The organism is Pseudomonas oryzagri, assembly GCF_020831405.1.
GTDB lineage: Bacteria > Pseudomonadota > Gammaproteobacteria > Pseudomonadales > Pseudomonadaceae > Geopseudomonas > Geopseudomonas oryzagri.
Genome location: NZ_JAJHPU010000017.1, coordinates 278,088 through 292,055, shown reverse-complemented (window position 1 = coordinate 292,055; position 13,968 = coordinate 278,088). Strand labels below are relative to the sequence as shown.

Annotated in this window: 9 protein-coding genes; all 9 read right to left on the bottom strand. The window is 72.2% G+C overall.

Features of this window, described 5'->3' with window-relative positions; genetic code table 11:
• Window positions 1–75: 75 nt before the first annotated feature.
• Genes LMJ29_RS06560 through glgA form a run of 9 tightly spaced genes read right to left on the bottom strand, consistent with a single transcriptional unit; the run spans window position 76 to window position 13,851 of the window.
• Entirely contained in the window at window positions 76–1,062 is a 987-nt protein-coding gene (locus tag LMJ29_RS06560) for a lysylphosphatidylglycerol synthase domain-containing protein (protein WP_229604706.1), read from the bottom strand.
• On the bottom strand, window positions 1,059–2,300 hold the full coding sequence (gene clsB, locus LMJ29_RS06555) for a cardiolipin synthase ClsB (RefSeq protein ID WP_229604705.1): 1,242 nt from the start codon (window positions 2,298–2,300) through the stop codon (window positions 1,059–1,061). The genes LMJ29_RS06560 and clsB overlap by 4 nt, the downstream gene beginning before the upstream one ends.
• Window positions 2,297–3,130, bottom strand: coding sequence for an endonuclease/exonuclease/phosphatase family protein (locus tag LMJ29_RS06550; RefSeq protein WP_229604704.1), 834 nt, complete (start codon window positions 3,128–3,130; stop codon window positions 2,297–2,299). Before LMJ29_RS06550 ends, clsB begins: the two co-directional genes overlap by 4 nt.
• Before the next feature lie 25 nt (window positions 3,131–3,155).
• Complete coding sequence (glgX, locus tag LMJ29_RS06545; RefSeq protein WP_377656434.1) at window positions 3,156–5,309, bottom strand: glycogen debranching protein GlgX; 2,154 nt, start codon at window positions 5,307–5,309, stop codon at window positions 3,156–3,158.
• A gap of 21 nt (window positions 5,310–5,330) precedes the next feature.
• Entirely contained in the window at window positions 5,331–5,639 is a 309-nt protein-coding gene (locus LMJ29_RS06540; RefSeq protein ID WP_229604703.1) for a DUF2934 domain-containing protein, read from the bottom strand.
• On the bottom strand, window positions 5,636–8,440 hold the full coding sequence (locus tag LMJ29_RS06535; protein ID WP_229604702.1) for a malto-oligosyltrehalose synthase: 2,805 nt from the start codon (window positions 8,438–8,440) through the stop codon (window positions 5,636–5,638). Before LMJ29_RS06535 ends, LMJ29_RS06540 begins: the two co-directional genes overlap by 4 nt.
• The gene (gene malQ / locus LMJ29_RS06530) at window positions 8,437–10,515 is read right to left on the bottom strand and encodes a 4-alpha-glucanotransferase (protein ID WP_229604701.1); all 2,079 of its coding nucleotides are present in this window, start codon (window positions 10,513–10,515) and stop codon (window positions 8,437–8,439) included. Before malQ ends, LMJ29_RS06535 begins: the two co-directional genes overlap by 4 nt.
• A complete protein-coding gene (treZ, locus tag LMJ29_RS06525) occupies window positions 10,505–12,286 on the bottom strand; it encodes a malto-oligosyltrehalose trehalohydrolase (protein WP_229604700.1) in 1,782 nt (593 codons plus the stop codon). The genes malQ and treZ overlap by 11 nt, the downstream gene beginning before the upstream one ends.
• An 8-nt stretch (window positions 12,287–12,294) precedes the next feature.
• Window positions 12,295–13,851: a glycogen synthase GlgA gene (glgA, locus tag LMJ29_RS06520; protein WP_229604699.1), complete on the bottom strand. Its 1,557-nt coding sequence runs from the start codon at window positions 13,849–13,851 to the stop codon at window positions 12,295–12,297.
• Window positions 13,852–13,968: the final 117 nt, after the last annotated feature.

The window sequence follows — 13,968 nt, the reverse complement described above, 5'->3', positions numbered from 1 at the left end:
CCAAGGGGCCAGCCCGTCCGGCAGGCAGGCCGAGTTTGCCGCCACGACGTCCGGCGCGGCGCCTCCCGACCTCGGCTAGGTCTTGCCCGCCGCCGCCCGGCCGGCGTTGTTCTGCCGGGCGCGGAGTTCGAGGACCAGATAGGTCACCCCCGCCAGCGCCAGCGGCAGCAGGTAGTAGACCACCCGGTAGCCGAGCAGCCCGGCGAGCAAGGCGCTCGCCGGGGTCTGCCGCTGCAGCAGGGCGATGAACACCGCCTCGAGCACGCCGAGCCCGGCCGGGATATGGGTGATCACCCCGGCGATGGCGCTGACCAGCAGGGCGCCGAGGGTCGTCGAGTAGGCCAGCTGGGCCGGCAGCAGGATGTCCAGCACCAGCGCCATCAACAGCCAGTTGCCGGCGCCGAGGGCCAGTTGCAGCAGGCCCAGGCGCAGCGAGGGCAGATAGAACCGGTGGCCGCGGACGCTCCAGAAGCGCCGGCGGGAGAACGCGCAGAGCAGCAGGTAGACCAGCATCACGGCCAGCAGCCCGTAGCCGAGCACGCGCAGGCCGTGCACGCCCACTTCCCAGTCTCCGGGCGGCCGCACCCGGCCGAGGGCGAATACCACGCCCGCCACGCCGATGTAGCCCAGCCAGTTGGTCATCAGGCTGAGGGTCAGCACCTTGGTGATCACCGAGGGCTGCAGGCCGAAGCGCGAGTACAGGCGATAGCGCAGGGCGATGCCGCCGACCCAGGCGCTGAAGTTCAGGTTGAAGGCGTAGGAGACGAAGGTGACCGGAATGACCTGGCGCAGCGGCAGGTGATGGCGGGTATAGGCACGTCCGAGCAGGTCGAAGCCGCAGTACAGCAGGTAGCTGCCGAAGGCGGCCGCGCTGGCCGCCAGCAGGGTTTCCAGGCGGTAGTCGCGCAGGCTGGTCCACACCTCGCCCCAGTCCAGGCGGCGGCCGAAGGCGACCAGCAGCGCCAGCACCGCGGCGAAGAACAGCAGGTTGAGCACCCGGCGCAGCCTGCGCCAGTCCCGCCCGGCCGGCTGCGGGGGATGTGGACGGCGATGGCGGCTCATGGCTGGCCACGCTGCGGCGGCCGGTCCGCGTCCGCCTTGGCCGGCGCCTCGGGACGCAGCCGGGCGAGCCTGGGCGTATGCGCCGGCAGCCAGTCGGCCCAGGCCGGGAAGTAGCGCAGCAGGCGCAGGCCGAGAAACGCCAGCGGCATGCGCCACCAGGCGCTGCGGCCGAGTTCGCGGTGATCCATTTCCGTGCAGTGCTCGCAGCTCAGTGCCTGCAGACTCTCGTACAGCGTCCGGTTGAAGGCCCGATCGAGGACGATCAGGTTGGCCTCCAGGTTGAGGGCCAGGCTCAGCGGGTCGAGGTTGCTGGAGCCGACCGTCGTCCACTCGTCGTCGACCAGCGCCACCTTGCCGTGCAACGGCCGGCGGCAGTACTCGAGGACGTGCACGCCGCCGCCCATCAGGTAGTCGTACTGGATGCGCGCCGCGAAGCGGACGATCGCCATGTCCGGCTCGCCCTGCAGGATCAGCTGCACCTGCACGCCGCGCCGCGCCGCGTCGCGGATGGCGCGCAGCAGGCGATAGCTGGGGGCGAAGTAGGCGGTGGCGATCACCACGCGCTGGCGCGCGGCGCGGATGGCCTTCAGGTAGTGCCGCTCGATGTCCTTGCGATGGTGGCGATTGTCGCGCACCACGAACAGCGCGCGCGCCGATCCCGCCGGCGTGCCGGTCGCGGCCTCGACCTGCGGCTTGGTGCGCTGCAGCCAGCGGCGCAGGATCTTGCTGCGCGGTTGCAGCATGAGCAGGGCGTAGCGATGGATGTCCTGCACCACCGGCCCCTCCACCTCCATCGCGTAGTCCTGTTTGGCCTCGGGGCCGAAGTCGGCCAGATGGTCGGCGGAGAAGTTGATGCCGCCGACGAACGCCAGGCGGCTGTCGATCACCACCAGCTTGCGGTGCATGCGGCGCAGCATGTTGGTGCGCAGGCCGAGCAGGCGCGGCTGCGGGTCGAACATGTGTACGCGCACGCCGGCGGTGGTCATCGCCGCGATGAACTCGCCGCTCAGCGAGGCCGAGCCGAAGCCGTCCACCGTCAGCTCGACGCGCACCCCGCGCTGGGCGGCGGCGATCAGCTCGGCCCGCAGCTGCTCGCCGACCTTGTCTTCGAAGAGGATGAAGGTCTCGACCAGCACCTCCACTTCGGCGCCGCGCATCGCCTCGAACACCCGGGGAAAATACGCCTCGCCGTTCTCCAGCAGGTCCACGCGGTTGCCGTCGCGCCAGGAAAATTTCATAGGTGGATCTCCGCCGCCAGCGGCAGGTGGTCGGACAGGTGCGACCAGGGGCGCCGCGAAAGGATCTGCGGGACATGGCTGCTGGCGTTGCGCACGTAGATGCGGTCCAGGCGCAGCACCGGCCAGCGCGCCGGGAAGCTGCGCGCGACCGCGCCGTTGGCGCGCTTGAACACCTCGTGCAGGCCGGCCTCGCCCTCGAGCAGGCGATCGGCGTACAGCAACCAGTCGTTGAAGTCGCCGGCGACCACCACCGGTGCGTCGGGCGGCAGGCTGGCCAGCAGGCGGCAGAGCAGCTTGAGCTGCTTGCGCCGGTGATCCTCGCGCAGCCCCAGGTGCACGCAGACGGCGTGCAGTTCCTGCTGGCGCGGCAACTGCAGCCGGCAATGCAGCAGGCCGCGGCCTTCCTGCCCGGCGATCGACACGTCGATGTTGTCGTAGCGGGCGATGGGGTACTTCGACAGCAGCGCATTGCCGTGGTCGCCCTCGGGGTAGACCGCGTTGCGCCCGTAGGCGAAGTCGCTCCACATGCTGTCGGCGAGAAATTCGTAGTGCGGGGTCGGCGGCCAGTTGTGGATGCGCTGCGAATGGCGCTCGTGGAGGCCTATCACCTCCTGCAGGAACACCACGTCGGCGTCGACGCTGCGCACCGCCTCGCGCAATTCGGGGAGGATGAAGCGGCGGTTGAACAGGGTGAACCCCTTGTGGGTGTTCACTGTCAGGATGCGCACGACGTGCACCGGGCTGGCGGTTTCCACCCGTTGCACGCCGGCGCCCTGCCCGGTGGTGTCGATGGTCACGGGGCTCTCCTGGTGGCGCAGGGGCATACTCATTCGGACCTGCCCGTGCCCTGGCGGTTCAGATCCGGGTCAGCTCAAGCAACAGCAGCGAGCGACCGGTGACGCCGTACTCGCAGCCGAAGGCGAAGGTTTCGACCCGCGCCGCGGGCTGGTTGGTGTCGAGCAGACGCAGCCAGCCAACGCCTTCCGGCACCTCCGGCAGGCGGAAATTCACCAGGTCGTGATGGGCGTTGACGATCAGCAGCAGGGTGCTGTCCTCGCCGACGCGGCGGATGCCGGTGGGCTGCGCGCGGCCGTCGAGCAGCATGCCCAGGCAGCGGCCGTGCGGCTCGTGCCACTGCTCGACGGTCATCTCCTCGCCGCTGGGCGCCAGCCAGGCGACGTCCTTGACACCGATTTCCTCGTTGTAGGCGCCGGTCAGGTAGCGCCCGCGGCGCAGGATCGGGTAGCTCAGGCGCAGCCTGATCGCCTGGCGCACGAAGGCCAGCAGGGCCTCGCCGTCCTCGTCCGGCGTCCAGTCGACCCAGCCGAGCTCGCTGTCCTGGCAGTAGGCGTTGTTGTTGCCGTGCTGGGTGCGGGCGAATTCGTCGCCGGCCACCAGCATCGGCGTGCCCTGGGAGAACAGCAGGGTGGCCATGAAGTTGCGCATCTGGCGCAGGCGCAGGGCGCGGATCTCCGGATCGTCGCTGGGGCCCTCGACGCCATGGTTCCAGGACAGGTTGTTGTCGCTGCCGTCCTGGTTGTCCTCGTCGTTGGCCTCGTTGTGCTTGTCGTTGTAGGACACCAGGTCGCGCAGGGTGAAGCCGTCGTGGGCGGTGACGAAGTTGATCGAGGCGTGCGGGCGGCGGCCGCGCTGGTTGAACAGGTCGCCCGAGGCGGTCAGGCGCGAGGCGATGTCGGCGAGCTGCTCGTCGTCGCCGCGCCAGAAGGCGCGCACGGTGTCGCGGAAACGGTCGTTCCATTCCGCCCAGCCGGGTGGGAAGCCGCCCAGCTGGTAGCCGCCGGGGCCGCAGTCCCAGGGCTCGGCGATCAGCTTGACCTGGCTCAGCAGCGGGTCCTGGCTGCAGGCGATGAGAAAGCCGTGGCGCTCGTCGAAGCCCTCCGGGGCGCGGCCGAGGATGGTCGCCAGGTCGAAGCGGAAGCCGTCCACGTGCATCTCCTCGACCCAGTAGCGCAGCGAGTCGGTGACCAGCTGCAGGACCCGCGGGTGGGTGAGGTCGAGGGTGTTGCCGGTGCCGGTGTCGTTGACGTAGTAACGCGGCTCGCTGTCCTGCAGGCGGTAGTAGCTGAGGTTGTCGATGCCGCGCATCGACAGGGTCGGGCCCAGCTCGTTGCCCTCGGCGGTGTGGTTGTAGACCATGTCGAGGATCACCTCGAGCCCGGCGTCGTGCAGGTGCGCGACCATCTCCTTGAACTCGCTGAGCACGCCGCTGGCCAGGTAGCGCGGGTGCGGGGCGAGGTAGGCCAGGGTGTTGTAGCCCCAGTAGTTGCTCAGGCCCTTGTGCAGCAGGTGCTGGTCGTTGACGAAGGCGGCCACCGGCAGCAGCTCGACCGCCGAGACGCCCAGGCGCCTGATGTGCTGGAGCACCGCCTCGGTCTTGAGCCCGGCGAAGGTGCCGCGCAGCGGCTCCGCCACCGCCGGATGGCGCATGGTGTAGCCGCGCACGTGGGTCTCGTAGAGGATGGTGCGCTCCCAGGGCAGCTGCAGGCGGCGGTCGCGGCCCCAGGTGAAGGCCGGGTCGATGACCTTGCTCTTGGGCACGAAGGGCGCGCTGTCGCGCTGGTCGAAACTGAGGTCGCCGTCCGTCGAGCCGATGACGTAGCCGAACAGCGCTTCCGACCAGCGCAGCTGCCCGACCAGCTGCTTGGCGTAGGGATCGACCAGCAGCTTGTGGGGATTGAAGCGGTGGCCGGCGTCGGGGGCGTAGGGGCCGTGCACGCGGTAGCCGTAGATCTGGCCGGGATGGGCGTCGGGCAGGTAGCCGTGCCACACCTCGTCGGTGTACTCGGGCAACTGGATGCGCTCCAGCTCGGTCTCGCCGCGGGCGTCGAACAGGCACAGCTCGACCATGTGGGCATGCGCGGAGAACAGCGCGAAGTTGACGCCCAGGCCGTCCCAGCTGGCGCCCAGCGGGAAGGGCAGACCCTCGCGGATCCGCGACGCGGTCATCGCCTGTGCTGCCGGCGCCGCGGTCTTGCGCTTGCGGTGCATTCGACCTCCTTCGCCGCGCCGTTAGCCGGCGGGCTCGGCATCGGGTGCCGGTTTCTGGGCCTGGATCGCGGCCTTCGGCTTCTTCGGCGCGGCGGGCTTCTTCGCGGCCGTGGGCGTGCTCGCGGGGGCTGCGGCGGTGGTCAGCGTGGCCCGCGCGGTGTTGGTGCGCCGCACCCGCGGAGCGGGCGCAGCCGGGCTTTGGGCCTGCAGCTCGGCTTCGAGCAGCTTGCGGGCCATCTGCCAATGGCGTTGCGCACCGCCCTCCGGGCAGCCTTCGCTCTCCCAGATCTGGTAGGCCAGCTCGCGGATTCGTTGTTCGTCGAGGTTCATGAGATCGCTCCTGGGCAGTTGAGGGGATAGAGCACGCAGACGGGAAATTCGCCCAGCGCCTGCGCCAGCGGCAGCTCCTGCTGGCCGGGGGCCAGCGCCGGATCGGCGAACAGACCGCTCCAGCGCTGCTCGCCGAGCGCCGCCGGCAGGCGCACGCGGGTGTCGCCCCAGCGGGACGGGGCGATCAGCGGTTGGCGGGCCGCGCCGAGCAGTTCGCTGCACAGGCGCGGCACGATCACCACCAGGCGTTCGCCTTCCAGCTCGCGGGCGAAGGCCAGCACCCGCCGCGCCTGGCTGCCGCTGACCGGCAGCGGCAGGTAGCGCCCGCCGGCGAACAGCGCCGGACAGCGCAGGCGCAACGCCAGGGTGCGGGCGATCAACCATTGCTTGATGCGCCCGTCGCGCCAGCTGGCGAGCAACTGGGCGGGCGCGGCGCCGGGCTGCAGCGCGCGGCGGCGGGCGGCGAAGTCGACCGCCCGGCGGTTGTCCGGGTCGACCAGGCTGAAGTCCCAGAACTCGCCGCCCTGGTAGAGGTCCGGCACGCCCGGCACGGTCATCCGCAGCAGCGTCTGTACCAGGCCGTTGAGCGCGCCGGCCGGGGCGATCGCGTCCGCCGCGGCGGCCATCGCGCGGCGCAGCGGCGCCTGTTGCGGGGCGCCCAGCAGGGCCGCCAGGTACTCGCCGCAGGCGCTCTCGTAGGCCGCGTGCGGCGCGGTCCAGCTGCTGCGCAGCTTGGCCTCGCGCAGCGCCTTGAGCTGCCACTGGGCGACCCGCTCGGCGTAGCGGCGCAGGCCGTCGGCGTCGTCGGCGGAAAGCTCCAGCGGCCAGCTGCCGAGCAGGGTCTGCCAGAGCATCAGCTCGTCGCCCGGGCTCGGCGCCGGGCCGTCGGGCAGGGTCCGGCGCAGCGGTTCGGCGAGCGGCCACCAGTCGTCCACCCGCGCGGCGAACCACTCGGCGCGTTCGCTGAGCACCGCCAGACGCGCGCGGGTGTCCTCGCCGCGCTTGTGGTCATGGGTGGCGGTGCACAGCAGGGCGTGGGGGAAGGCGTGCTGGCGGGCGCGACAGGCGGTGTGGAAGGCCTCGGCCGGCGCGCTGAAGCGTTGCGGATCGAAGCCCACGTCGTTGCGCGACAGCAGCACCGCCGAGCGGTAGCAGGCGGTGTCCTCGACCGCCTTGGCGGCGGCCGGCGCGGTCAGCTGCTGGAAGCGCACGCAGGCCTGGCGGCGGGCACGGCGCAGGGGACCGGGTGGCAGCGCGCGCGGCGGCTCGCCGCCGAGCCAGCGCTCGAGGTGCTCGAGCAGCGGCCAGTCGGCCTCGCCCAGGCTGGCGCGCGCGCCCTGCAGGGCCTCCTGGAAGAACGGCTCGTCCTCGGCGCGGCGGCCGGTGGCGGCGATGTAGGTGCGGTAGACCGGAAAATGCACGATCAGCGCCAGCAGCGCGCGGCGGATCGCGCCGAGGGTCAGGTCGCGGGTCATCAGGTCGCCGCGCGCCACCTGCAGCAGCGCCTGCGCCACGGTCTCGAAGTCGCCGGCCAGCGAGCTGGTGAGCACCAGCTGGCGGGCCAGGCGCACCTCCTCGAGGAAGTCCGCCGGCCGGCCGCTGCGCGCCTGCCACAGCGCCGCCAGCGGCGCCGCGCCGGCCGCGTCGTGCTGCAGCAGCGACACCTCGTTCATGAAGTCGTAGCCGGTGCTGCCATCGACCATCCAGTCGCGGTGCAGCTGCTCGCCCTGGCCGAGGATCTTCTCCACGTAGATCGGCACGTGCGCGGGTGCCTCGCCCGGGCGCGCGCCGAGCAGGCGCTGGACGCGCCGGCGCAGGCGCCGGCAGTAACCGCGCGGGTCGGCCAGGCCGTCGATGTGGTCGATGCGCAGGCCGTCGACCAGGCCGTCCTCGATCAGCGCGAACAGCTTGCGGTGGGTCTGCTCGAACACCCGCGGCCGCTCCACCCGCAGCCCGCCCAGCTCGTTGATGTCGAAGAAGCGTCGCCAGTTGATGTCGTCGGCGGCGGTGCGCCAGCTGGCCAGGCGGTAGTGCTGGCGCTCCAGCAGGCGGTGCAGGCGCGCCAGGCCGTCCGGCCGGCGCGAATCGTAGTGCTCGAGCATGCGCTCCAGCGCTGCGCCGATCTCGGCGCGGGCCGCCAGCTGCGCCAGCTCGGCCTTGAGCTCGGCGGCCGTGTCGCGGGGGGCGGGCTGGTGGGCGAGGGCGGCGAAGCGCGCCGCCAGGTGGACGAGCGCCGGGTGACCGGCACTGCCCAGCAATTCGGCGTAGGTCGCCGGGGCGAGCGGGAAGTGGTGCTCCTGGTGCTCGGCATGGAAGCTGCCCTGCGCGGCCGCAAAGCGCAGCGCGATCTCCCCGCTGCGCAGCATCTCGCCGTAGTCGCTGCGCAGGAAGGGCACCAGCAGCTGGCCTTCGAGCAGCGGGTCGGGCGAGTGCCATTCGATATCGAAGAATTCCGCGTAGGGGCTGCGCGGCCCCCACTCCAGCACGTCCAGCCACCAGGGGTTGGCCGCGCCGCCCACCGCCATGTGGTTGGAGACGACGTCGAGGATCAGCCCCATGCCGTGCCGGCGCAGCGCCTCGACCAGCCGGCGCAGGGCCGGCTCGCCGCCCAGCTCGGCGCTGATGCGGGTGGGGTCGACCACGTCGTAGCCATGCTGCGAGCCGGCGCGGGCGGCCAGCAGCGGCGAGGCGTACAGGTGGCTGATGCCCAGGGCGGCGAAGTAGTCCACCAGCGCGGTGGCGTCGTCCAGGGTGAAGTCGCGGTGGAACTGCAGGCGCAGGGTCGCGCTGAGCGGCTTCATGGCGCCTCCGCGGCCTGCCGGCGCGCCTCGGCGAGCAGGCGCAGGCGCTGCCTGGCCTGCGCGCTTTCCAGCAGCCGGCCGCTGTCGCCGGCCCAGCGCCGCCGCCAGTTGGGGTGCTGATCGACGGTGCCGGGCAGGTTGGCCTGTTCCTCCAGGCCAAGCACGTCCTCCATCGGCAGCAGGACCAGGGGCGCTGGGGTATGGCCGAGGAAGCTCATGCTGGCGTCGAGCAGCGTGGCGGCGTCCACGCCTTCGTCCAGGCGCACCCCGGTGTCCCGCGCCAGCGCCCGGCGCAGGCCGTGGCGCTCGCGCTCGCGGTCGCGGCGCGCGGCTTCCAGGGTCGGCCGGTCGTACAGCGCCAGGCGCTCGCGCCACTCCAGGTCGCGCTCCAGCCACCAGCCGGAGAGGGTCGGCAGGTCGTGGGTGGTGGTGGTGGCCATGGCCGTGGCGGGCCAGGCGGCCGGCCGCCGGAAGCGGGCCCGGGCGTCGTGCTCGAACAGCAGCACGCGCATGCCCAGCGCGCCCCGCGCGGCCAGCGCCGCGGTAAAGCCGGCGGGCACGGTGCCCAGATCCTCGCCGAGGATCAGCGTGCGCTGCCGCCAGGACTCCAGGGTGAGCAGGCGCAGCAGATCGCCCAGCGGGTAGTGCAGGTAGGCGCCGTCGCGCGGTTCGGCGCCCCGGGGGATCACCCACAGGCGCTGCAGGCCCATCACATGGTCGATGCGCAGGCCGCCGGCGTGCGCCATGTTGGCCCTGAGCATCTCGATGAAGGCGCGGTAGCCGTGCTGCTGCAGGCCGCGCGGCGAGAAGGCACACAGTCCCCAGTCCTGGCCGATGGGGTTGAGCAGGTCGGGCGGCGCGCCCACGCTCAGCGCCGAGAGCAGCTCGGCCTGGCGGCTCCAGGCCTGGCTGCCGCCGCCGTCGGCGCCGACCGCCAGGTCGTTGATCAGGCCGATGCGCATGCCGGCGTTGCGCGCCGCGCGCTGGGCGCGCTGCAGGCCGCGGACGATCAGCCATTGGGCGAAGGCGTGGAAGCTCACCTGGTCGGCGTGCTCGGCGGCGAACCGCGCCACCGTCGGGCTGCGCGGATCGCGCAGCGCGGCCGGCCAGGCGTGCCAGTCGCAGGGCCTCCCCGCGCGCAGATGGCGCGCCTGCAGCGCTTCGAAGCGGCAGTGGTTCTCCAGCCCCTCGCCGCCCTGCTCGCGGAAGCGGAGGAAGTCCTGCCACTGGCGGCCGGCGCCGCCGCGAAACGTCTCGAACAGGCGCCGCAGCAGGCGCAGCCGGGCGGCGGCCGCGGCGGGCCAGTCGACCAGTTCGAGGCGTTCCAGGCGCGCCAGTTCCGGCCCCAGGCCCTCGGCGTCGATCGCCTGGCGCACCGCCTGCTCGCCGAGCAGGCTGCTCGGGGCGGCATGCAGGACGTTGAAGAAGCAGCGGCTCGACGGCGCGTAGGGACTGAAGCGCCGCGGGTCGGCGCTGAACATGGCGTGCACCGGGCTGATCGCCAGGGCGTCGGCGCCCTGCTGGGCGGCGGCGCGCGCCAGCCGCTCCAGCGCCCGGGTATCGCCGATCCCGCCGTCGCCTGCGCGGCGCAGCGCGTAGAGCTGCACGGCGAGCCCCCAGGCGCGCGGCTGCGCGCTGTCCAGCAGCGCCTGGGGCGTGGCGCCCTGGGCCGGGGCGACGGCCAGGGTCAGCTGGCGGTCGCCGATGCACAGTTGGTGGTAGCCCAGCGCATCGAGCCCCGGCAGACGGCCGGCCGCGTCGAGGCGGGCATCGAGGCGGCCGCCATCGTCGCCCAGCAGTTCGAATGGCGTACCGGCCGGGAAATGGGCGGCCAACGAGAGCGGCTGTCCGGCTTCCTGGGTCAGCAGCGCCGGCGGTTCCGCCGCGCCGGCGTCCTGGCGCAGCCGGGCGAGGCTTTCCCTGACCTGCGCATCGCTCTGCGCCGGCAGCCCGAGACCGTCCAGCACCGCGCGCAGCGCCTCGGCGGAGACCCGCTGCGGGCGCTGGTTGGCATCCACCCAATGGGCGGCGACGCCGGCCGCCTCGGCCAGGGCGAGCAGGCGCTTATCGCTCATCGGCCGGCTCCAGGAACACCTGCGCCAGGCGGGGCGCGAGCAGCCCGGCGCGGCGCGCGACGTCGGCCTCGCGGCTCTCGAACAGCAGCCGCGCCGGACGCGCGGCGCCCAGCGGCAGCTCCCCCGCGGCGAGGTTGAGTTCGATGCGCAGCACCTGGCCGTCGCCCAGCCGCCAGCGCGCGCGCAGCGCGCCCGCGCCCAGCACCTCGGCGCCCAGCGCGCAGGTACCGGGCAGAAGGGGCATCAGTTCGGCATGCCGCAGCTGCAGCAGCTGGCGGTACAGCGCCAGCCATTGCGCGTGGTCGGGCGCCGCGGCGCAGGCGAAGTCCGGCCGCGAGGCGGCGAAGGTCGCTTCGGCGTTCGGGTCGGGAATGGCCGCGCGGCTGGCCGGATCGCGAAACGCGGCGAACGCGGCGAACTCGTTGCGCCGGCCGCTGCGCACCGCCTCGGCCAGCTCGCCGTGGTGGTCGGTGAAATACAGGAACGGCTGGCGCGCGGCGAATTCCTCGCCCATGAACAGCAGCGGGATCATCGGCGCGAGCAGCAGCAGGGTGGTCGCCGCGCGCAGGGCCTCGGCGTCGGCCAGCGCGCTCAGCCGCTCGCCGCAGGCGCGGTTGCCGATCTGGTCGTGGTTCTGCAGGAACAGCACGAAGGCGCTCGGCGGCAGGTGCGCACTGGGTTCGCCGCGCGGCACGCCGCGCCGGCTCATCTCGCCCTGGTAGGCGAAGCCCTCGGCCAGGCACCGCGCCAGCAGGCGCGTCGGCTCGTCCTGGTAGTCGGCGTAGTAGCCCTCGGCCTCGCCGGTCAGCAGCACGTGCAGCGCGTGGTGGACGTCGTCGTTCCACTGCGCGGTGAAGCCCTGGCCGAGCAGCAGGCTGGCGGCGTTGTCGTCGTTCTCCAGCACCAGGTGGATCTGCCGGTCCGCCTCCACCGCGGCGTGCACCCGCACCGCCAGCTCGCGGAGAAAGTCCTTGTCGTGGATCGCGTGCACCGCATCCAGGCGCAGGCCGTCGAAGCGGTATTCCTGCAGCCAGAGCAGCGCGCTGTCGATGAAGAAGTCGCGGACCTCCTGACGGCGGAAGTCGATGGCGTCGCCCCACGGGGTGGGGCGGTCGGCGCGGAAGAAGGCACTGGCATATTCGCCGAGGAAATTGCCGTCCGGGCCGAAGTGGTTGTACACCACGTCGAGGAACACCATCAGGCCGTGGCCGTGGGCGCTGTCGACCAGCTCCTTGAGCGCCTCCGGCGGCCCGTAGGAGGCTTCCGGCGCATAGGGCAGCACGCCGTCGTAGCCCCAGTTGCGCGCCCCGGGGAATTCCGCCAGCGGCATCAGCTCGATGGCCGTGATGCCCAGCTCGGCAAGTGCGGGCAGCCGCTCGATGATCCGCTGGTAGCCGCCCATCGCCCCGACATGCAGTTCGTAGAGCACCGTGCGGTGCCAGGGCTGGCCGCGCCAGTCGGGGTAGCGCCAGCGATAGGCGCGGGGATCGACCACCAGGCTCGGCCCGTGCACGTCGCCGAGCTGGGCGCGCGAGGCCGGATCGGGGACCCGCAGGCGGTCGTCGATGGCGTAGCGATAGCGGGTTCCGGCGCCACAGGGCAGCTCGGCGACGAACCAGCCGCCGGCCGCGCCGCGCATCGGCCAGCGCGCCCCATCCTCCAGCTCGACGCTGACCGTCTGCGCATCCGGCGCCCACAGGCTGAAGCGGGTGTTCCCGCCCTCCAGCAGAACGGCTCCGTGCCGGCCGGCGCCGGCGTGCGGTACGGACATGGCCCCTCCTAAACCGGCAGGCGGACCTCGCGGCGGCGTTCGAGCAGTTTCTGGTAGAGCTCCGCGTAAGGGTCGATGGCATGGCTCCAGAAGCAGCGCGCGGCCATGGCCCGGCAGCGCATGGCGTGCAGCAGCGGCGGGCAGGCATGCACCCGCAGCGCGCGGTCGATGGCCTGGCGGTAGCTGGCCACGCTGGGCTGATCGAACAGGAAGCCGCTGACGCCATCCTCGATGGTGTCGGCCAGGCCGCCGGTGCGCCGGGCGATCGGCAGCGAGGCGAAGCGCTGCGCGTACATCTGGCTCAGCCCGCAAGGCTCGTAGCGCGAGGGCATGAGCAGGAAGTCGCTGCCGGCGAACAGGCGCCGGGCGTCGGTTTCGTCGAAGCCGATGCGCACGCCGACATGGCCGGGGAAGCGCTGGGCGAGTTCGCGCATGTGCTGCTCGACCTCGGGTTCGCCGCGGCCGAGGATGGCGAGCTGGCCGCCCGCGGCGACGATGTGGGCGGCCTGCGCGTGGGTCAGGTCGAGGCCCTTCTGGTACACCAGGCGCGACACCACGGCGAACAACGGCCCGGGCGAGTCCTGCAGGCCGAACAGGCGGCGCGTGTAGGCGCCATTGGCGGCCTTGCCCTGCCAGTCGTTGCCGCCGAAGTGGTCCAGCAGATGCGGGTCGGTCGCCGGGTCCCAGCTCTCGTCGATGCCGTTGGGGATGCCGCTGAGCAGCCCCTGGCGCGCCTTGCTGCGCAGAAAACCTTCCAGGCCGCAGCCGAATTCGGCCGTGGTGATCTCCCGCGCGTAGGTGGCGCTGACGGTGGTCACCCGGTCGGCGTAGGCGATGCCCGCCTTGAGAAAGGACAACCTGCCGTGCAGCTCCATGCCCTCGATGTGGCCGGCCGCCGCCGGAATGCCCAGTTCGGGGATGCACTCCAGGCTGCACAGGCCCTGGTGGGCGAGGTTGTGGATGGTGAACACCACGGGCGTGGCGCTGCCCCGCCAGCGCAGGTAGGCCGGGGTCATCGCCGCCGGCCAGTCGTGGCTGTGCAGCAGGTCCGGGCACCAGCGGATGCCGGCGCGGCCGCTGGCGAAGTCGGCCGCGGCCAGCCCCAGGCGGGCGAAGCGGATGTGATTGTCCGGCCAGTCGCGCCCCTGTTCGTCGACGTAGGGGGTACCGGCGCGCTCGTAGAGCTCGGGACAGATCAGCACGTAGGCGATCAGGCCGTCGTCGAAGTCGATCCGGCCGATCCGCGCGGGGGGCAGGGCGGCATGCCCGGCCACGCCGCCGACCATGCGGATCGGATGGCCGCTGTCGAGCACCTCGCGATAGCCCGGCAGCAGCACGCGCACATCGTGCAGGCCGGCCAGGGCGCGGGGCAGGGCGGCGGAAACGTCGCCCAGGCCCCCGGCCTTGACCAGGTCGGCCAGTTCTGAGGTGACGAAAAGAATTCTCCGTTTGTCTTGCTGGAAGCTGCGAACCTGCAGGTTCGGCTTGCGGCGATCGGGCAGGACGGCGGTGCTGTGCTCGTCTTGGCGATATGGCTCGGCGGCTCTTAGCCTGATATCAGGCATGAGATCCTCCTCAAGAGGGTGTCCAGTCGCGAGCCGCTGCTGGGCAGGGTCGCGAGAGTCCCATCACTGCCGGTGCCAAAGACATACCCAAACAAGCCAGACGATCGACGGCACTGA

Bases quoted from the DNA above. Each gene is read 5' to 3' on its own strand.
- malQ (WP_229604701.1), bottom strand. From the start codon at position 10,515: ATGAGCGATAAGCGCCTGCTCGCCCTGGCCGAGGCGGCCGGCGTCGCC.
- clsB (WP_229604705.1), bottom strand. From the start codon at position 2,300: ATGAAATTTTCCTGGCGCGACGGCAACCGCGTGGACCTGCTGGAGAAC.
- glgX (WP_377656434.1), bottom strand. From the start codon at position 5,309: ATGCACCGCAAGCGCAAGACCGCGGCGCCGGCAGCACAGGCGATGACC.
- LMJ29_RS06550 (WP_229604704.1), bottom strand. From the start codon at position 3,130: ATGAGTATGCCCCTGCGCCACCAGGAGAGCCCCGTGACCATCGACACC.
- treZ (WP_229604700.1), bottom strand. From the start codon at position 12,286: ATGTCCGTACCGCACGCCGGCGCCGGCCGGCACGGAGCCGTTCTGCTG.
- LMJ29_RS06540 (WP_229604703.1), bottom strand. From the start codon at position 5,639: ATGAACCTCGACGAACAACGAATCCGCGAGCTGGCCTACCAGATCTGG.
- LMJ29_RS06535 (WP_229604702.1), bottom strand. From the start codon at position 8,440: ATGAAGCCGCTCAGCGCGACCCTGCGCCTGCAGTTCCACCGCGACTTC.
- LMJ29_RS06560 (WP_229604706.1), bottom strand. From the start codon at position 1,062: ATGAGCCGCCATCGCCGTCCACATCCCCCGCAGCCGGCCGGGCGGGAC.
- glgA (WP_229604699.1), bottom strand. From the start codon at position 13,851: ATGCCTGATATCAGGCTAAGAGCCGCCGAGCCATATCGCCAAGACGAG.